The 16,664-nt window shown below is 68.0% G+C and carries 21 protein-coding genes; 17 read left to right on the top strand and 4 right to left on the bottom strand.

Annotated elements, in window-relative coordinates:
• The first annotated feature begins 5 nt into the window (after positions 1-5).
• Positions 6-1,037, top strand: a complete 1,032-nt coding sequence (locus DZC73_RS27000) for a GGDEF domain-containing protein (RefSeq protein WP_124543495.1) — start codon at positions 6-8, stop codon at positions 1,035-1,037.
• Here the strand turns inward: DZC73_RS27000 and DZC73_RS27005 are convergent.
• The gene (locus DZC73_RS27005; protein WP_124543496.1) at positions 1,034-1,777 is read right to left on the bottom strand and encodes an SDR family oxidoreductase; all 744 of its coding nucleotides are present in this window, start codon (positions 1,775-1,777) and stop codon (positions 1,034-1,036) included. The genes DZC73_RS27000 and DZC73_RS27005 overlap by 4 nt on opposite strands.
• A gap of 95 nt (positions 1,778-1,872) precedes the next feature.
• Here DZC73_RS27005 and DZC73_RS27010 point away from each other — a divergent pair, with 95 nt between their 5' ends.
• The gene (locus tag DZC73_RS27010; RefSeq protein WP_124543497.1) at positions 1,873-2,793 is read left to right on the top strand and encodes an AraC family transcriptional regulator; all 921 of its coding nucleotides are present in this window, start codon (positions 1,873-1,875) and stop codon (positions 2,791-2,793) included.
• Position 2,794: 1 nt separating this feature from the next.
• On the opposite strand, the gene DZC73_RS27015 is transcribed toward DZC73_RS27010, so the two are convergent.
• Positions 2,795-4,282, bottom strand: coding sequence for a cryptochrome/photolyase family protein (locus DZC73_RS27015; protein WP_124543498.1), 1,488 nt, complete (start codon positions 4,280-4,282; stop codon positions 2,795-2,797).
• A 36-nt stretch (positions 4,283-4,318) separates the two neighbouring features.
• Between DZC73_RS27015 and DZC73_RS27020 the strand changes: the two genes are divergently transcribed.
• The 7 genes from DZC73_RS27020 (at position 4,319) to DZC73_RS27050 (ending at position 10,064) form a co-directional block, all read left to right on the top strand.
• Positions 4,319-4,897, top strand: a complete 579-nt coding sequence (locus DZC73_RS27020; RefSeq protein ID WP_124543644.1) for a YqgE/AlgH family protein — start codon at positions 4,319-4,321, stop codon at positions 4,895-4,897.
• Positions 4,894-5,307 carry a Holliday junction resolvase RuvX gene (gene ruvX / locus DZC73_RS27025; protein WP_124543499.1) on the top strand — a complete coding sequence of 138 codons (414 nt, stop codon included), beginning with the start codon at positions 4,894-4,896 and terminating at the stop codon, positions 5,305-5,307. Before DZC73_RS27020 ends, ruvX begins: the two co-directional genes overlap by 4 nt.
• On the top strand, positions 5,304-5,807 hold the full coding sequence (gene pyrR / locus DZC73_RS27030) for a bifunctional pyr operon transcriptional regulator/uracil phosphoribosyltransferase PyrR (protein ID WP_124543500.1): 504 nt from the start codon (positions 5,304-5,306) through the stop codon (positions 5,805-5,807). Before ruvX ends, pyrR begins: the two co-directional genes overlap by 4 nt.
• Positions 5,807-6,769, top strand: a complete 963-nt coding sequence (locus DZC73_RS27035) for an aspartate carbamoyltransferase catalytic subunit (RefSeq protein WP_124543501.1) — start codon at positions 5,807-5,809, stop codon at positions 6,767-6,769. Before pyrR ends, DZC73_RS27035 begins: the two co-directional genes overlap by 1 nt.
• 14 nt (positions 6,770-6,783) lie before the next feature.
• Complete coding sequence (locus DZC73_RS27040) at positions 6,784-8,079, top strand: dihydroorotase (protein WP_124543502.1); 1,296 nt, start codon at positions 6,784-6,786, stop codon at positions 8,077-8,079.
• Positions 8,080-8,081: 2 nt separating this feature from the next.
• Complete coding sequence (locus tag DZC73_RS27045) at positions 8,082-8,819, top strand: lysophospholipid acyltransferase family protein (protein WP_198414993.1); 738 nt, start codon at positions 8,082-8,084, stop codon at positions 8,817-8,819.
• A gap of 90 nt (positions 8,820-8,909) precedes the next feature.
• Positions 8,910-10,064, top strand: a complete 1,155-nt coding sequence (locus DZC73_RS27050; protein WP_124543503.1) for an HD-GYP domain-containing protein — start codon at positions 8,910-8,912, stop codon at positions 10,062-10,064.
• A 46-nt stretch (positions 10,065-10,110) separates the two neighbouring features.
• Here the strand turns inward: DZC73_RS27050 and gpmA are convergent, their stop codons facing one another.
• Positions 10,111-10,854 (bottom strand): 2,3-diphosphoglycerate-dependent phosphoglycerate mutase, encoded by a 744-nt coding sequence (gene gpmA / locus DZC73_RS27055; RefSeq protein ID WP_124543504.1) that lies wholly within the window; start codon positions 10,852-10,854, stop codon positions 10,111-10,113.
• A gap of 105 nt (positions 10,855-10,959) precedes the next feature.
• Here gpmA and DZC73_RS27060 point away from each other — a divergent pair, with 105 nt between their 5' ends.
• From DZC73_RS27060 to sigJ, 8 genes are all read left to right on the top strand, one after another.
• Complete coding sequence (locus DZC73_RS27060) at positions 10,960-11,370, top strand: rhodanese-like domain-containing protein (RefSeq protein ID WP_124543505.1); 411 nt, start codon at positions 10,960-10,962, stop codon at positions 11,368-11,370.
• A 51-nt stretch (positions 11,371-11,421) separates the two neighbouring features.
• Complete coding sequence (gene grxC, locus DZC73_RS27065; protein ID WP_124543506.1) at positions 11,422-11,679, top strand: glutaredoxin 3; 258 nt, start codon at positions 11,422-11,424, stop codon at positions 11,677-11,679.
• Positions 11,680-11,772: 93 nt separating this feature from the next.
• Positions 11,773-12,237, top strand: coding sequence for a protein-export chaperone SecB (gene secB / locus DZC73_RS27070; protein WP_124543507.1), 465 nt, complete (start codon positions 11,773-11,775; stop codon positions 12,235-12,237).
• A gap of 61 nt (positions 12,238-12,298) precedes the next feature.
• Entirely contained in the window at positions 12,299-13,282 is a 984-nt protein-coding gene (locus DZC73_RS27075) for an NAD(P)H-dependent glycerol-3-phosphate dehydrogenase (RefSeq protein ID WP_124543508.1), read from the top strand.
• A gap of 24 nt (positions 13,283-13,306) precedes the next feature.
• Positions 13,307-14,278 carry a Bug family tripartite tricarboxylate transporter substrate binding protein gene (locus DZC73_RS27080; protein WP_198414994.1) on the top strand — a complete coding sequence of 324 codons (972 nt, stop codon included), beginning with the start codon at positions 13,307-13,309 and terminating at the stop codon, positions 14,276-14,278.
• Positions 14,279-14,358: 80 nt separating this feature from the next.
• Positions 14,359-14,754, top strand: coding sequence for a hypothetical protein (locus DZC73_RS27085; protein ID WP_124543510.1), 396 nt, complete (start codon positions 14,359-14,361; stop codon positions 14,752-14,754).
• Positions 14,744-15,313, top strand: coding sequence for a hypothetical protein (locus tag DZC73_RS27090; protein WP_198414996.1), 570 nt, complete (start codon positions 14,744-14,746; stop codon positions 15,311-15,313). The genes DZC73_RS27085 and DZC73_RS27090 overlap by 11 nt, the downstream gene beginning before the upstream one ends.
• Complete coding sequence (sigJ, locus tag DZC73_RS27095) at positions 15,297-16,208, top strand: RNA polymerase sigma factor SigJ (RefSeq protein ID WP_124543511.1); 912 nt, start codon at positions 15,297-15,299, stop codon at positions 16,206-16,208. The genes DZC73_RS27090 and sigJ overlap by 17 nt, the downstream gene beginning before the upstream one ends.
• On the opposite strand, the gene trmL is transcribed toward sigJ, so the two are convergent.
• Positions 16,193-16,660, bottom strand: a complete 468-nt coding sequence (gene trmL, locus DZC73_RS27100; protein WP_124543512.1) for a tRNA (uridine(34)/cytosine(34)/5-carboxymethylaminomethyluridine(34)-2'-O)-methyltransferase TrmL — start codon at positions 16,658-16,660, stop codon at positions 16,193-16,195. The two genes, sigJ and trmL, sit on opposite strands and share 16 nt — an antisense overlap.
• Between the last annotated feature and the right edge of the window lie 4 nt (positions 16,661-16,664).

Below are 16,664 nucleotides of genomic sequence, written 5' to 3' on the forward strand. Positions count from 1 at the left end.
TTCACATGTCGGAACTGGTCGAGCACCTGGCAGAACTCACGGGCTTTCGCGATCGCGATGTGCTCGATGTGACGTTGGCCGGCGCTTTCCGCGACCTGCTGCACCCCCGCACGGTGGCCATCTACCGTGTGGTGGGCGACGGCGGCAACCAGCGCTGGCTCACCCGCGCCCGGCTGGACGAAGGCGATGCCGTCGCCACCGCCGACCCGGTGTGGGTGGACCTGGACAGCCTGCCCCTGCTGCGCGACCACCCCGCCCGCGTGGAGGCGCTGACCGGCCAGACGGTGGTCACCAAGACCGGCGAGGGCGAGGAAGGCCTGAGCGTGTTCCCGCTGGCCACCGACCGTGAGGTCGTGGGCGTGCTGGAGCTCATCACCGACGGCGCGCTGCACCCCGAGGCGCAGCGCATGGTGTGCAGCATCCTGCGCATCTACCGCAACTTCCAGGGCCTGCTGGATTACAGCGAGCGCGACACGCTCACGGGTTTGCTCAACCGCAAGACTTTCGACGAGAGCTTCCTGAAGATCTCGTCCACCATTCCCGTGGCCGGCAGCGCGCACGATGCGCGCCGCGCCGCGGGCCCCGGCAGCCGCTACTGGCTGGGCATGATCGACATCGACCACTTCAAGTCGGTGAACGACACCTACGGCCACTTGATCGGCGACGAAGTCCTGCTGCTGCTGTCACGCCTGATGCGCAGCAGCTTCCGCTTCCATGACCGGCTCTACCGCTTCGGCGGTGAAGAGTTCGTGGTGCTGATGCGCTGCGAGAACGAGGTGGATGCGCAGCGTGCCTTCGAGCGGCTGCGCACCAACACCATGGCCTACCAGTTCCCGCAGGTGGGCCACATCACCGTCAGCATCGGGTTCTCCGAACTGAAGGCGGGCGATTCGCCCAGCTCGGCGATCGAGCGCGCGGACAAGGCGGTGTACTGGGTGAAGACCCACGGCCGCAACCAGGTGCAAAGCCATGCCGACCTGGTGGCCCGCGGTGAGCTCGATTCCAGCGAGAAGATCGGCGACGTCGAGCTGTTCTAGAGCGAGGCGGCCAGCGCCACGGCGTCGGCGCCTGCCGGCAGGCGCATCGGGCACGAGGGGTCGTTGGCGGCCCTCCACACGGCTTCAGCCACATCCTTGGCCATGGTGACTTCGGTCGAATGCGCCCATCCCGAGAAGACATCCTGGGCCATCTGCGCATACGCCGGCGGGATGCTGCCCTGCATGCGCGACTGCGCGTTCTCGCCGAAGCGGGTCGTGGGTGAGCGTCCGGGCAGCACGAGGTTCACCCGCACATCGAAAGGCTTCAGCTCCAGTGCCAGCGACTCGGTGAATGCATTGACCGCCGCCTTGCTGCCCGTGTAGACCGCCAGCAAAGGCAGCGGCATCAGCGTGACGCTGGAGGTGACGTTCACGACGACGCCGCAGCGGCGCTTGCGGAACTGGGGCAGCACGGCCTGAGTCATGGCGATGGTGCCCAGCGTGTTGGTCTCGAACACGTCGCGGGCCGTGGACATCGGGATGCCTTCCAACGCGCCGAGCACGCCGATGCCTGCATTGTTGACCAGCACGTCGACCGGCCCCGCGGCCTCGATCACACGGCCAATGCTGCCCGCGTCGGTCACGTCCAGCGCCAGCACGCGCAGGCGCTCGGCGCGAGGCAGCAGGTCGTGGCTGGGCGTGCGCATCGTTGCGATGACCTGCCAACCGCGTTCGAGGAAATGGCGGGCAGTTTCAAGCCCGAAGCCGGACGAGCATCCGGTGATCAGAACGGTTTTCATGAAAACTCCAGGTGGCGTGAGGGTGTGGACGATATCGGCCGGCGACAGGACTTGCTACCATTAAAAGTCCGTAAAGCATTAGCCATCGTCCTGCCATGGTCGACCCACTCGCCGAAGTCGTCACGCTGCTCCAGCCCTCTGCACGGTTCTCCAAGGTCGTTGCCGCCGCAGGTCCCTGGCACGTGCGCCGCACCGGGGTGGCTCAGCCGTTCTATTGCGTCATCCTGGACGGGGCCTGCACGCTGACCGTCGACGGCCAGGAGCCGACGGCGCTGGAGTCCGGCGATTTCGCGCTGGTCCCCGCGGCGCCGGCCTTCTCGATGTCCAGCACGCCGCAGGCGGCCCGTGGGCCCGAGACGCAGCGGGTGGAGATTCGTCCCGGCGAATTCCGGCTCGGCCAGCAGGAAGGGCCCCCCGATCTCCAGTCGCTGGTGGGGCATTGCGCCTTCGATTCGCCCGATGCCGCCTTGCTCGTCTCGCTGCTGCCGCAGCTGGTGCATGTGCGCGGCCAGAGCCGGCTGACCACGCTGGTGAAGCTGGTCGGCGAAGAGTCCCGCGCGCAGCGGCCGGCGCGCGAAGTGATCCTTGCGCGGTTGCTCGAAGTGTTGCTGATCGAGGCGCTGCGCTCCACGGCGGGCAACACCGCGTCGCCCGGCCTCGTTCGCGGGCTGGCCGACGCACGCCTGGCCGCCGCCATCCGGCGGATGCATGAAGAGCCCGCGCAGCCTTGGACGGTGGTGCGGCTGGCCAGGGAAGCGGCACTCTCGCGCTCGGCATTCTTCGAGCGCTTCACCCGAGCCGTCGGCGTGGCCCCGATGGAATACCTGCTCGCCTGGCGCATGGCCCTGGCCAAGGGGATGCTGCGACGCAAGGACGCGGGCCTCGCCGAAGTCGCCGAACGGGTCGGCTACGGCTCGGCCAGCACCTTCAGTGTGGCCTTCCATCGCCACGTCGGCGTGCCGCCCAGCCGGTACGCCCAGGAGGCGATGGCGCCGCAGGACCCGCTGCCTGCCTGAGCTAGCGCTTCACCACCTTGTAGCGTTCCAGCGTGCGAGCCCTTGCTTCGTCGTGCTGCACGACTGGGCGAGGGTAGGTCTTCCCGAGTTCCACCTTCGACGCCGCCAGCTCCAAGGGCGATGCGAGCCACGGCGCATGGATGCTCGCTGGGGGCAGGTCCGCCAGCTGCGGCAGGTAGCGTTTGATGAACTTGCCCTGTGGATCGAACTTCTCGCTCTGGCTCACCGGGTTGAAGATGCGGAAGTAGGGCTGTGCGTCGCAGCCGGACGATGACGCCCACTGCCAGCCACCGTTGTTGGCGGCGAGGTCGAAGTCGATGAGGTGGTCGGCGAAATAGGCCTCGCCTCGGCGCCAGTCGATGCCGAGGTCCTTGGTGAGGAAGCTGGCCGTCACCATGCGCAGGCGGTTGTGCATGTAGCCGGTCTGGTTGATCTGCGCCATCGCGGCGTCCACCAGCGGGTAGCCGGTCCGGCCCTCGCACCAGGCAGCGAAGAGGGCATCGGCGTGCTTGCCGTGCTCCCAGCGGATGGCGTCGTACTCCGGCTTGAAGGCCGACTCCACCACGTGCGGGTGGTGGTGCATCACCTGGTGGTAGAAGTCGCGCCAGATGAGCTCGGACAGCCACACGCCCGCGCCGGTGGAGCCAGCCAGCATCCGCTCCCGGGCGACGCGGGCCAGCTCGCGGATGGAGACGGTGCCGAAGCGCAGGTGCACGGAGAGGTAGCTCGGGCCTTTCACCGCCGGGAAGTCGCGCGCGTGGCCGTACTCGTCGATGCGTTGCAGGAAGTCGTCCAGCAGCGCCTGGCCGCCCGACATGCCGGTGGGCAGCCGAAGCTCGTGCAGGTTGGTGGGCGCAAAGCCGATCTGCGCCAGCGACGGGATGCCCTCCGCGGTCATTCCGTCCGGCCACGGTGCCAGCGCGTCCATGTACCGCTCGACCGGGTAGGCCTTCAAGTAGAAGTCGTCCACCTTCTTCAGCCAGGCATTCTTGTACGGCGTGAAGACGCTGTACGCACCGCCCGCGCCGGTCATCACCTCGCGCCGCTCGAAGATGACGTGGTCCTTGCCCGTGTGGAAGGCGATGCCCGCATCGGCCAGCGCGCCGCGCACCTTCGCGTCTCGCGCCAGTGCCGCCGGCTCGTCGTCGTGGTTGGTGTAGACGGCCTGCACGTGCAGCTGCGAGGCCAGCCGCGGAATCTCCTCGCGCGCCGCCGCATGCCGCACGATCAAGCCGCCGCGCCCGCCTTCGGTGCAGTCTGTCAGCGCACGCAACGCCGCATCCAGCTCGCGCAGGCTGTCGAGGATGAACTCGACGCGCCGGTCGGCTTTCAGCCCGCGCGCCAGCAGCGGATCGAGGATGTCGCGGTCCAGCACGAACACGCACCATACCCTGCGAGCGGATTTCAGGGCGTGGTAGAGCGCTGCGTGATCCTGCACGCGCAGATCGCGCCGAAACCAGACGAGCGCCGATTCGAGGGGCTTTTCCATGACCGCGCAGTCTGCCGCAGGAATAAAATGCCCACCATGTCGTCGGGCGGAATCAACCTCACCAATCAATTCCTGATCGCCATGCCCGGGCTGGCCGGCGATACCTTTGCGGGCACCGTCATCTACATGTGCGAGCACACGGAGAATGGCGCCCTGGGTCTGGTCATCAACAAGCCCATCGACATCAAGCTGAAGAACCTGTTCGAGAAGGTCGAGCTCACGCTGGACCGGGACGACCTGGCCGAGGAGCCGGTCTACTTCGGCGGCCCGGTGCAGACCGAGCGCGGTTTCGTGCTGCACGAGCGGCTGAGCGATGACGGCGGGCACTACAACTCGTCGCTGAAGATCCCAGGCGGCCTGGAGATGACCACCAGCAAGGACGTGCTGGAAGCGCTGTCCAATGGCGCCGGCCCGAAGAAGGTGCTGGTCACCCTGGGCTACAGCGGCTGGGGCGCGGGCCAGCTCGAAGACGAGATGAAGCGCAACAGCTGGATCAACGTGTCCGCCGAGCCCGGCATCATCTTCGACACGCCGGTCGAGCAGCGCTACGACAAGGCGCTGTCGCTGCTGGGCATCGACCCCGGCATGCTGTCGCAGGAGGCGGGGCACGCATGAGCGCACCGGCGCCATCTCCCCGCACTGCCCACCAATCCTTTCTCGCTTTCGACTTCGGCACCAAGCGTGTCGGCGTGGCGTCGGGCAACACGCTGACCCGCATGCCGCAACCGCTGCGCACCGTCGCGGCCGAAGGCGCGGCGCGCTTCGATGCCATCGGCAAGCTCATTGCCGAATGGGCGCCCGATGCGCTGGTGGTGGGTGTCCCCTATCACCCTGACGGCGCAGCGCACGACAATACCGAGCGCGCCCGCCGCTTCGGCCGACAATTGCATGGCCGCTTCCATCTGCCGGTGCACGAGGTGGACGAGCGCTACACCACGACGGAGGCGCATTCGCTGGGTTCGGCTGACGTGGATGCCGCGTCGGCGGCGATCATCCTTGAGCAATTCCTGAGAACCATCCCATGAGCACACTACATCTCGATGCCGAAGCGCTGTACCGCGACCTGGTCGGCGGCGTGCGCGGCCTGCTGCAGGCGGACGCCGCCCTGGTGGGCATCTGGTCAGGCGGGGCCTGGCTGGCCGAGCGGCTGCAGCAGGACCTGAAGCTCGCGGGCGAGCACGGCGTGATCTCCAGCGCCTTGCACCGCGACGATTTCGACAAGCGCGGCATGTCGTCGGGCACGGGCCAGACCAAGCTGCCCTTCGAGATCGAGGGCCGGCACATCGTGCTCATCGACGACGTGCTCTACACCGGCCGCACCACGCGGGCGGTCATCAACGAGCTGTTCGATTTCGGCCGCCCGGCCAGCGTCACCCTGGCGGTGCTGGTGGACCGCGGCGGGCGCGAGCTGCCCATCCATCCCGCCTACTCGGCGGCGCGCATCGCGCTGCCGGCCGAGCGGCGCCTGTCCCTGGCCCGCGGCAACGACGGGCGCTTCAGCTTCAACATCGAGGAGGGCGACTGATGCTGTCGCGCCGCAACCCGCAACTCAACCAGCACGGCGAGCTGATCCACCTGCTGTCCATCGAAGGCCTGCCGCGTGCGGTCATCCACCAGATCCTGGACACCGCGGGCACCTTCCTGAGCGTGAATGACCGCGAGGTGAAGAAGGTGCCGCTGCTGCGCGGCAAGAGCGTGTTCAACCTCTTCTTCGAGAACAGCACCCGCACGCGCACCACCTTCGAGATCGCGGCCAAGCGCCTGAGCGCGGACGTGATCAACCTGGACATCGCGAAGTCCTCCGCCTCCAAGGGCGAGAGCCTGCTGGACACCATTGCCAACCTGTCGGCCATGCATGCCGACATGTTCGTGGTGCGCCACAGCGAGAGCGGAGCGCCCTACCTCATCGCCCAGCACTGCGCGCCGCACGTGCACGTGGTGAACGCGGGCGACGGGCGGCATGCGCACCCGACGCAGGGGCTGCTGGACATGTACACCATCCGCCACTACAAGCAGGACTTCACCAAGCTGACCGTGGCGATCGTGGGCGACATCGTGCATTCGCGCGTGGCCCGCTCCGACATCCACGCGCTGACCACGCTGGGCGTGCCCGAAGTGCGGGCCGTGGGCCCCAAGACGCTGGTGCCCGGCGACCTGAAGGAGATGGGCGTGCGCGTGTGCCACGACATGGCCGAAGGCATCAGGGGCGCCGACGTGATCATCATGCTGCGCCTGCAGAACGAGCGCATGAGCGGCGCGATGCTGCCCTCGGCCGGCGAGTTCTTCAAGAACTACGGACTCACGCAGGAGAAGCTGGCGCTGGCCAAGCCCGATGCGATCGTGATGCACCCGGGCCCAATCAACCGCGGCGTGGAGATCGATTCCTCCGTGGCCGACGGCAAGCAGAGCGTCATCCTGCCACAGGTCACCTTCGGCATCGCGGTGCGCATGGCGGTGATGTCGACGATTGCTGGAAACAACGCCTGAGGAACGCCACAAGAATGAAGATCCTCATCAAGAACGGCCGCGTCATCGACCCGGCCACCGGCCGCGACGAAGTGGCCGACATCGCGATCGCGGCGGGCCGCATCGTGTCCATCGGGCAGGTCAGTCCCGACTTCCACGCCAGCCGCAAGATCGACGCCACCGGGCTCATCGTCGCGCCGGGCCTCGTGGACCTCGCGGTGCGCCTGCGCGAACCGGGCCACGAGCACGAAGGCATGCTCGAAAGCGAGATGTCGGCGGCGCTGGCCGGCGGCGTCACCAGTCTCGTGTGCCTGCCCGACACCGACCCGGTGCTCGACGAACCGGGCCTCGTGGAGATGCTCAAGTTCCGCGCCCGCAACCTCAACCAGTCGCACGTCTACCCGCTGGGCGCGCTGACGCGCAGGCTCGAAGGCGAGGTGCTGACCGAGATGGCCGAGCTGACCGAAGCCGGCTGCGTGGGCTTCTCGCAGGCCGAGGTGCCCATCAAGGACACGCTGGTGCTGCACCGCGCGCTGCAATACGCCGCGACCTTCGGCTACACCACCTGGCTGCGTCCGCAGGACCACTACCTCGGCAACGGCGTGGCCGCCAAGGGGGCGCTTGCCACGCGCATGGGCCTGAGCGGCGTGCCGGTGATCGCCGAGACCATCGCGCTCAGCACCATCTTCGAACTCGTGCGCGACACCCGCGCCCGCGTGCACCTGTGCCGCCTCAGCAGCGCCGCGGGCATCGAGCTCGTGCGCCAGGCCAAGGCCGAGGGCCTGCCCATCACCTGCGACGTGAGCGTGAACCACATCCACCTCACGGACGTCGACATCGGCTACTTCAATGCCGCCATGCGCCTCACGCCGCCGCTGCGCCAGCAGCGCGACCGCGATGCCATCCGCGCCGGCCTGCTGGACGGCACCATCGACGCCATCGTCAGCGACCACACGCCGGTGGACGAGGACATGAAGACCCTGCCCTTCGCCGAGGCCGAGCCCGGCGCGACTGCGCTGGAGCTGATGCTCGGGCTCACGCTGCAGTGGGGCGAGCAGGCCGGGCTGTCGATCGCACAGTCACTGGCGAAGATCACCAGCTCGCCGGTGCACGTGCTGGGCGAGTCGCTGGGCTCGCTCGGGTCCAGCGCTGGCCGGCTCGCCATCGGCGGCGTGGCCGACCTGTGCATGTTCTCGCCCGACGAGCGCTGGGTGGTGAAGCCCGACGCGCTCAAGAGCCAGGGCAAGCACACGCCCTTCGACGGCCATGAGCTGCCCGGCAAGGTGAAGTGCACGGTCGTCGCGGGACAAATTGCCCACGAGGCGTTCTGACCTTGCAGCTTCTCCTCGGCGTCTGGCGCGTCGTCGTCGCCATCGTGCACCTGCTGCATGGCGCGCTGATCTGCCTGTTCATCTTCCCCTTCCTCGCGGCGCACGGCCGCCTGGCCCGGGTCGGATGGTGGAGCGCGCGCATGCTGCGCATCCTGGGCATCGGTTTGGATGCCAGCGGCACGCCGCGCGGCCCGGCGACGCTGGTGATTGCCAACCACGTGTCCTGGCTGGACATCCTCGCCATCAACGCGGTCTATCCGTGCCGCTTCGTGTCCAAGTCCGACGTGCGGCACTGGCCGCTGATCGGCTGGCTGGTGGCCTGCGGCGGCACCTTGTTCATCGAGCGCGAGCGCAAGCGCGATGCCCTGCGGGTGGTGCACCAGGTGGCCGACGCCTTGAAGAAGGGCGACACCATCGCCCTCTTTCCCGAGGGCACCACCAGCGAAGGCCACGGCCTGCTGACTTTCCATGCCAACCTGCTGCAGGCTGCGGTGTCCACCGGCGTGCCGGTGCAGCCGGTGGCCTTGCGCTTTTCCGATGCCCTGGAGCCGGTGAGCCAGGCGGCGGCCTACGTGGGCGACACCCATCTCATCCGCTCGCTGTGGATGATCGTGACTGCTCGGGCCATGCGGGTGCGCGTGGACTGGCTGCCAGCGGTGGAGTCCCACGGGGCTGACCGGCGGGAGTTGTCCGACCACTTGCGGGAAGCGATCCTGCAGTCACTGGGCGTGACGAAGTAGGCAACGCACCGCCGGGCGCGCGGAGAAGCCCTTGCTTTGCGTGCCTTATTTTTCAGCAGGACGGCATGAATAGGCGTTCAATCCCCATTCATGCAACTCCTGAAACTTGCTCACACCATGGTTCGCCTCGGCGCGCCCTTGCCGTGGGCCGTTCGGGATTCCACCGGAAAGCTGCTCCTCGCGCAGGGCCATGTGCTGGAGAACGCCGAGCAGCTGACGCTCATGCTCAAGCACGGCGCCTTCGTGGATGCCGAAGAGGCGAGGGCCGCGGCCAAGCTCGCCGCCGACCAGCGGCAGCTCAAGGAGCAACAGCAACCCCAGCAAGGCCAGCAACGCCCGGTCAATCTGTTCACCCTGTGGGAACGGTTGATGTGGCAGCTGGACCGCGCGCTGCGCAGCACCGAGGAAGCCGGCTTCGCCGACCGCGCACGGGAGGTGGCCGGCCAGATCATCGCGCTGACCGAGCGCGACCCCGACGTCGCCATTTACCACTGTGTGCGCCAGGACCCCAAGCGCCTGGCCATCTACGGCCTGTCGCATGCCATGCACTGCGGCCTGGTGTGCCTGCTGGTCGCACGTCGCATCGGCTGGGATGACGCCCAGGTCAACACCGCGGTCCGCGCCGCGCTCACCATGAACATCTCGACCCTGGAGCTCCAGGGCCGGCTGGCGGTGCAGGGCGTGGCGCCCACGCCGAACCAGAAGGAGCAGCTCACCTCGCATCCGACCAGGAGCATGGAGATGCTCAAGGCCGGTGGCGTCGAGGACGAGGACTGGATCAACGCCGTCTGGCACCACCATGAGAAGGCCGACGGCTCGGGATATCCGAACCACGTGAAGGACCCGGGCGACGTCGCGAAGATGCTCCACGCCGTCGATGTCTACTTGGCCAAGATCAGCCCGCGCACCGGACGCACGCCCTTGACCACGCAGATGGCCGCGCGTCAGCTCTTCCAGGAAGACCAGGGACCCATCGCTGCGGGCATCGTGAAGGAAGTGGGCCTGTTCCCGCCCGGGCAGTTCGTGAAGCTGAAGTCTGGCGAGCACGCCGTGGTGATCCGCCGAGCGGCACATGCCAACCAGCCGACCGTGGCCTGCATCACCGACCGAAGCGGCATGCCCATCGTGAACCCCGTGGTGCGCGACACCGCCAAGCCCGACCACGCGATTGCGGCGGCCGTGGGCGACAACACCGGGGTGGTGCTGCGATTCCCACCGGAGCGGCTGTACGGCCTTCCGGAATGAAAAAGGCGCCGCATGCGGCGCCTTTGTTCTTGGAGGGGCAGGACGTTCAGGCCTTGCCCTGGTTCGCCACCGCAGCGGCCGCCTTCGCAGCCGCTTCCGCATCGCCCAGGTAGTAGCTCTTGATGGGCTTCAGGTCGGCATCCAGTTCGTACACCAGCGGAATGCCGTTGGGAATGTTCAGGCCCACGATGTCGTCGTCGGAGATGTTGTCCAGGTACTTCACCAGCGCGCGGATGCTGTTGCCGTGCGCGGCGATCAGCACGCGCTTGCCGCTCTTGATGGCGGGTGCCAGCTCCGAATTCCAGTAGGGCAGCACGCGCGCGACGGTGTCCTTCAGGCACTCGGTGAGCGGCACGTCCTTCGGGTCGAGCTTGGCGTAGCGCAGGTCGCCGCGCTCGCTGCGCGGATCCGTGGCTTCCAGCGGGGGCGGCGGCACGTCGTAGCTGCGGCGCCAGACCAGCACCTGTGCGTCGCCGTACTGCTTGGCCGTCTCGGCCTTGTTCAGCCCTTGCAGGCCGCCGTAGTGGCGCTCGTTCAGGCGCCAGGAGTTGATGACCGGCAGCCAGGTGCGGTCCATCTGGTCCAGGGCGTGCCACAGCGTCCACACAGCGCGCTTGAGCACCGAGGTGTAGGCCACGTCGAACTCGTAGCCCTCGGCCTTGAGCAGGCGGCCGGCCTGCTTGGCCTGCTCGACGCCCGTGGGCGTGAGGTCCACGTCGGTCCAGCCGGTGAAGCGGTTTTCAAGGTTCCAGGTGGATTCGCCGTGGCGGATGAGGACGAGCTTGTACATGGTCGGGCCTGTGGGTGGGATGGTCGGCAGGGTGAGGATGCGAAAGGCGCGCGAATTCTATAATCCCGGGCTTTGCGCCAAGGCGCAGCCACCTGGGCTAGACACTTGAAGTTCCTCATCGACAACTGGTTCCTCGTCGCCTCCGCGCTCATTTCCGGCGGCATGCTCCTGTGGCCCATGATCCAGCGCGGCGCGGCCGGCGGCATCGGCACCTCGGAAGCGGTGACGCTCATCAACCGGCAAAAGGGCGTGCTCATCGACGTGAGCGAGCCGGCCGAATACGCGGCCGGCCATGCCGGCGGGGCGCGCAACGTGCCGCTGGCCAAGCTGGAGGGCGCGTCCGAGCTACCCAAGAACAAGTCCTTGCCGCTGGTGGTGCTGTGCGCCACCGGCGCACGCTCGGCCAAGGCCGTCGCTATCCTCAAGAAGCAGGGCTACGAGAACGTGAGCTCCTTGAACGGCGGCCTGCGCGCATGGCGCGACGCGAATCTGCCGGTCGAGAAGTCCGCGGCCTGAGCCTTCGCAACAACGCCTTCGCACCCACGAGCCGAGACGAGAACCGCGAACATGGCCCACGTGAAGATGTACACCACGCAGGTGTGTCCGTACTGCATCCGCGCCAAGAACCTGCTCAAGCAGCGGGGCGTGGAAGCCATTGAAGAGGTCCGGGTGGATCTCAACCCCGCCGAGCGCCAGACCATGATGCAGATCACCGGCCGGCGCACCGTGCCGCAGATCTTCATCGGCGACACCCACGTGGGCGGTTGCGACGACCTGATCGACCTCGACCAGCGCGGTGGGCTCATGCCCCTTCTGCAGTCGTAAACCACGATCCGGGGCGTCATACGCCTCGGTCATAATCGCCCGTTCAGCCCGCACATTCCGGTCGCGGGCTTTCTTTCGATCGCGAGACATCTCATGGCAGACGAGAACCAGCAACCAGTCTTCAACATTCAGCGCATCTACCTCAAGGACTTGTCGCTGGAGCAGCCGAATTCGCCGCAGATCCTCCTGGAGCAGGCTCAGCCGCAGGTGGACATCAACCTCGCTCTCGCCGCCGAGCCGGTGGCCGACGGCGTGTACGAAGTGGCCGTGACCGCCACCGTGACCACCAAGGTCAACGACAAGACGCTGTTCCTGGTCGAGGCCAAGCAGGCCGGCATCTTCGAGATCCGCAACATTCCCGAGGACCAGTTGCAGCCCATCATCGGCATCGCCTGCCCGGGCATCGTCTACCCCTACCTGCGTGCCATCGTCTCCGACGTGTGCACCCGTGCCGGCTTCCCGCCGGTGGTCCTGTCGGAAGTGAACTTCCAGGCCATGTTCGAAGCCCAGCGCGCGCAAGCCGAAGCTGCGAACGGCGCGGCCGCCGCCATCAACTGATGGTTGTCTTGCGCCGCTGCGCATCGGCTCCGCACGGGGCCTCGCGACAACGGGTCGGCCGATGAACCTCACCATCCTTGGCGGCGGCGCATGGGGTACCGCGCTGGCCATCAATGCCAGCGCGCGCCATGCCACCCGGCTGTGGGTGCGCGACACCGAGCAGGCGCACCGCATGCGCACGCACCAGCGCAACGAGCGCTACCTGCGCGAGGTGCGGCTGCCCGACACGCTGCAGATCAGCACCGACTTCGACAGCTCGGTGGAGTTCGCCCGCGACGGTCTGGTCATCATTGCCACACCCATGTCCGCCCTGTCGGAAATGCTCAAGCGCCTGCCGGCCGATCCGCCGGGCGTGATGTGGCTGTGCAAGGGCTTCCAGGAAGGCACCGGCTGGCTGGGCCATGAGGTGGCCAAGGCCGTGTGCCCGCAGGCCCGCGTGGGTGTGCTGTCCGGGCCGAGCTTTGCCATCGAGGTCGCGCAAGGGCGGCCCACGGCGCTGGTGGCCGCGAGCCACGACGCCACGCTGTGCGACGAAGCCGTGGCCGCGCTGCACAGCGAGAACCTGCGCATCTACACCTCGACCGATCCGATTGGCGTGGAGGTGGGCGGCGCGGTGAAGAACGTGCTGGCGATCGCCACGGGCATCGCCGACGGCATGAACCTGGGGCTCAACGCCCGCGCCGCACTGGTGACCCGCGGCCTCGCGGAGATGACGCGCCTGGGCATGTCACTGGGTGCACAGCCCGGCACCTTCATGGGCCTGAGCGGCCTGGGTGACCTGGTGCTCACCGCCACGGGCGACCTGTCTCGCAACCGCAAGGTGGGCCTTCTGCTGGCGCAAGGGCTGCCCTTGCAGCAGATCCTTCGCGAGCTGGGCCACGTGGCCGAGGGCGTCTACAGCGCGGCCATGGTGCTGCGCCGGGCGCAGGCGCGCGGCGTGGAGATGCCCATCACCGAAGCCGTGGTCGCGGTGCTCGAAGGCCGCATGACCCCGCGCGAAGCGGTCGAACAACTCATGGGCCGCGAAGCGCGCTCCGAACACTGATCCCGTCTTTCCAAGGTGCCTTCGATGCAACGCCGCCGAGTCCTGCAAGCTGTTGCCGCGGGGGCGGCGTCCTTGTCGCTGCCGTCCTTTGCACAAGCCTGGCCGGCGCGGCCGATCAAGCTGGTGGTGCCGTTCCCGCCGGGCAGTTCGCCTGACATCATCGGCCGCCTGGTGGCCGAGCCGCTGGCGGCTGCGCTGGGTCAGCCGGTGGTCGTGGACAACCGGCCCGGCGCCGGCGGCAATCTGGGCACGGGCGTGGTCGCGAAGGCCGAGCCCGACGGCTACACCTTTCTGTTCACCATCCAGGGCCCGCTGGTCACGGCGCCGATGCTCAGCAAGAACCTGAGCTACGACCCCGCGAAAGACCTCGCCCCGGTGTCGCTCGTGGCCACGTCGCCGAACGTGCTGGTGGTGGACCCGAAGCTCGGTGCCGCCACGCTGGCCGACTTCGTGCGCATCGCCAAGCAGAAGAAGGGCGAACTCAACTACGGCAGCGTGGGCAACGGCAGTGCCTCGCACCTGGCGATGGAGTCATTCAAGTCGCGCGCCGGCATCGACCTCGTGCACGTGCCTTACCAGGGCTTCCCGCAGGTGGTGAATGCCATCCTGGCCGGGCAGGTGCAGGCCGGCTTCATGGTGCCGGGCATCGCGATGGGCCAGGTCAAGGCCGGCAAGCTCAACGCGCTGGGCGTGACGACGCTGGGGCGGGCCTCCTCGCTGCCGGAGATGGCCACACTGGCGGAGCAGGGCTACCCCGGCTTCGAAGCGGTTTCCTGGCAGGCCGTGCTGGCGCCGGCGAAGACGCCGCGTCCCATCATCGAGCGGGTGTCGCGCGAACTGGTGCGCATCATCAAGAGCGACGAGGTGCGCTCGAAGGTGCTGGGGCAGTACTTCAGCGCGGCCGGCACCGCACCGGAGGCACTCGCCACGCTGATGAAGGCCGAGCGCGAGAAGTGGGGCCAGGTGATCAAGGCGGCGGGCGTCCAGCCCGAATAGTTGCGCCTGCCGTGCCTGGCGATGTCACATCGCGCCGGGCTGCGTCGTCTAGTGGGTGAAGCCACTCTTCGACCTTTGCGATGAACCTCTTTCGATGGCTGTTGGCGGCGCTCCTTGCCGCCAATGGCTTGGCCATGCTTGCGGCACCCCGCGAGTGGTACGACTCAATTCCTGGAGTCGTGTCCACCGGGTCCTTCAATCCGCATTTCGTGCGCGACATCGGGTGCGCCTACCTGGTGGCCGGGTGCGGCATGGCGTGGCGCGCGCTCGATGCGCAGCGCGGCATGGCCGCGGCGCTGGCCGGCGCGGCGTTTCTCATCCTGCATGCCTTCGTGCACATCGGCGAGGTCATCGCCGGCGTGTGCGGCACCTCGGCCCTGTGGCGCGATGCACCCGGCGTGCTCGTTCCTGCGGGGCTGGCCCTGGTCCTGGCGCTTCCTTCTTTCACCCTGCGCAGACCCATCCATGCTGCTTGACTGGATCGCCCGCCGCCAGATGGCGGCTTTCGAGAAGAAGTACGGCTACGACATGGGCTATGCCCGCGACCTGCTGCGCTTCAGCAAACCGGCCTTCTGGAAGTTCGCGCGGCTCATGCCGCTGGGCCAGCATCGGGAAGGCGTGCCCAAGGCCGCGTGGCATGCAGCGAAGATCGTCGGCGCACGATCGGAGGATTGCGGGCCGTGCGTGCAACTGGTGGTCGACATGGCCCGTGAGGACGGCGTGCCCGATGCCGTCGTGCGCGCCGTGCTGCGCGATGACGTCGCGGCGCTGGATGCGGACACAGCACTGGCCTGTCGCTACGCACGGGCCGTCGTCGCCCGCGATGCGCAGGCACTGGTCCTGCGCGACGAGGTCGTTCAGCGTTTCGGCCCACCGGCGCTGGCATCGCTCGCGCTGGCACTCACGGCATCGCGCATGTTCCCGATGGTCAAGGCCGCGCTGGGCCACGGCCATGCGTGCTTGCGTGTCAAGGTGGGCAACGAGGTGGTCGCTCCTGTGCCCATGCAGAATGCCGCGCATGCCCGGCCTGCATGACGACGCACCCACCCGCGAGTTCGAGTCGCACCGCCGCTCGCTGCGCGCGCTGGCCTACCGCATGCTCGGCTCGCGCGCCGAGGCCGAGGATGCGGTGCAGGACTGCTGGCTGCGCTGGCGCGAGGTGGACCATGCGCAGGTGCGCGACGCGCGGGCCTTCCTCTCGCAGACCATCACCCACCTCTGCCTGGACCGCCTGCAGAGCGCGCAGATGCGCCGCGAGCAGTACGTCGGCGTGTGGCTGCCCGAGCCGCTGGTGGACGAGGCGGGCGCCTTCAGTCCCGGCCCCGAAGCGGTCAACGAATACGCGCAGGACGTCTCCATCGCCTTCATGCTGGCGCTGGAACGCCTGAGCCCGCTGGAGCGCGCGGCCTTCCTCCTGCACGATGTGTTCGACCTCGGCTTCGACGAGATCGGCCAGCGCCTGTCGCGCAGCGCGGCGGCCTGCCGTCAGCTTGCGGCGCGCGCCAGGCAGCATGTGCGCGCCAGCGAGGTACGCAACGAGGTGAGCGACGAGGACGCGAGCCGTCTGCTGCAGGTGTTCGCCTCGGCGGTCATGCAAGGCGACGTGGAAGGGTTGGCCACCACGCTGGCCGATGATGTGGAGTTCCTCTCTGACGGCGGTGGTCTGGCCGCGGCCGTGCCCAAGCCGCTTCACGGCGCGCCGCTGGTCGCCAAGGCGCTGGTCGGCTTCGGGCGCATGGTCGATTGGCTGCGCGTCACGTTCCGCCCCGCCTTGATCAACGGCTGGCCCGGCAGCGTCTTCTACGCCGAGGACGGCTCAGCCATCCAGACCATGACCTTCCGCCTGCGCGCCGATGGGCGCATCGCGGCCATCTACGTCACGCGCAACCCGCAAAAGCTCGCGCACCTGCGCCTTCAGGCACCCGCGTAGCCGTTCTGCCGCCAGGCCTCGAACACCGCCACGGCCACGGCGTTGCTGAGGTTCAGGCTGCGCTGGCCGGGCCGCATGGGCAGGCGCACGCGCTGCGATGCAGGGAAGGATTCGCGCAAGGCTTCAGGCAGCCCCGCGGTCTCGCAGCCGAACACGATCCAGTCACCGGGTTGCCACGGCACATCCGCGAAGGGGCGCGATCCGCGCGTCGTGAAGGCGAAGATGCGTGACGCATCCGGCCGCTTGCTGTCGAGCAGGGCTTGCCATGACGCGTGCCGATGGACGCTCGCGTACTCGTGGTAGTCCAGGCCTGCGCGCTGCAGCAGCTTGTCCTCCATCGAGAAGCCCAGCGGCTCCACGAGGTGCAGGGCGCAGCCCGTGTTGGCGGCGAGGCGGATCACGTTGCCGGTGTTCGGCGGAATCTCAGGGTGGACGAGGACGATGTTGAACATGGTG

Origin of the sequence: Rhizobacter terrae, from assembly GCF_003852895.1 — a bacterium.
Classification (GTDB): domain Bacteria; phylum Pseudomonadota; class Gammaproteobacteria; order Burkholderiales; family Burkholderiaceae_C; genus Albitalea; species Albitalea terrae.

What these genes read in the sequence shown, in the direction of transcription:
- DZC73_RS27000 (WP_124543495.1), top strand. Translation starts at nt 6, where the DNA reads ATGTCGGAACTGGTCGAGCACCTGGCAGAACTCACGGGCTTTCGCGAT.
- DZC73_RS27005 (WP_124543496.1), bottom strand. Translation starts at nt 1,777, where the DNA reads ATGAAAACCGTTCTGATCACCGGATGCTCGTCCGGCTTCGGGCTTGAA.
- DZC73_RS27010 (WP_124543497.1), top strand. Translation starts at nt 1,873, where the DNA reads ATGGTCGACCCACTCGCCGAAGTCGTCACGCTGCTCCAGCCCTCTGCA.
- DZC73_RS27015 (WP_124543498.1), bottom strand. Translation starts at nt 4,282, where the DNA reads ATGGAAAAGCCCCTCGAATCGGCGCTCGTCTGGTTTCGGCGCGATCTG.
- DZC73_RS27020 (WP_124543644.1), top strand. Translation starts at nt 4,319, where the DNA reads ATGTCGTCGGGCGGAATCAACCTCACCAATCAATTCCTGATCGCCATG.
- ruvX (WP_124543499.1), top strand. Translation starts at nt 4,894, where the DNA reads ATGAGCGCACCGGCGCCATCTCCCCGCACTGCCCACCAATCCTTTCTC.
- pyrR (WP_124543500.1), top strand. Translation starts at nt 5,304, where the DNA reads ATGAGCACACTACATCTCGATGCCGAAGCGCTGTACCGCGACCTGGTC.
- DZC73_RS27035 (WP_124543501.1), top strand. Translation starts at nt 5,807, where the DNA reads ATGCTGTCGCGCCGCAACCCGCAACTCAACCAGCACGGCGAGCTGATC.
- DZC73_RS27040 (WP_124543502.1), top strand. Translation starts at nt 6,784, where the DNA reads ATGAAGATCCTCATCAAGAACGGCCGCGTCATCGACCCGGCCACCGGC.
- DZC73_RS27050 (WP_124543503.1), top strand. Translation starts at nt 8,910, where the DNA reads ATGCAACTCCTGAAACTTGCTCACACCATGGTTCGCCTCGGCGCGCCC.
- gpmA (WP_124543504.1), bottom strand. Translation starts at nt 10,854, where the DNA reads ATGTACAAGCTCGTCCTCATCCGCCACGGCGAATCCACCTGGAACCTT.
- grxC (WP_124543506.1), top strand. Translation starts at nt 11,422, where the DNA reads ATGGCCCACGTGAAGATGTACACCACGCAGGTGTGTCCGTACTGCATC.
- secB (WP_124543507.1), top strand. Translation starts at nt 11,773, where the DNA reads ATGGCAGACGAGAACCAGCAACCAGTCTTCAACATTCAGCGCATCTAC.
- DZC73_RS27075 (WP_124543508.1), top strand. Translation starts at nt 12,299, where the DNA reads ATGAACCTCACCATCCTTGGCGGCGGCGCATGGGGTACCGCGCTGGCC.
- DZC73_RS27080 (WP_198414994.1), top strand. Translation starts at nt 13,307, where the DNA reads ATGCAACGCCGCCGAGTCCTGCAAGCTGTTGCCGCGGGGGCGGCGTCC.
- DZC73_RS27085 (WP_124543510.1), top strand. Translation starts at nt 14,359, where the DNA reads ATGAACCTCTTTCGATGGCTGTTGGCGGCGCTCCTTGCCGCCAATGGC.
- DZC73_RS27090 (WP_198414996.1), top strand. Translation starts at nt 14,744, where the DNA reads ATGCTGCTTGACTGGATCGCCCGCCGCCAGATGGCGGCTTTCGAGAAG.
- sigJ (WP_124543511.1), top strand. Translation starts at nt 15,297, where the DNA reads ATGCCCGGCCTGCATGACGACGCACCCACCCGCGAGTTCGAGTCGCAC.
- trmL (WP_124543512.1), bottom strand. Translation starts at nt 16,660, where the DNA reads ATGTTCAACATCGTCCTCGTCCACCCTGAGATTCCGCCGAACACCGGC.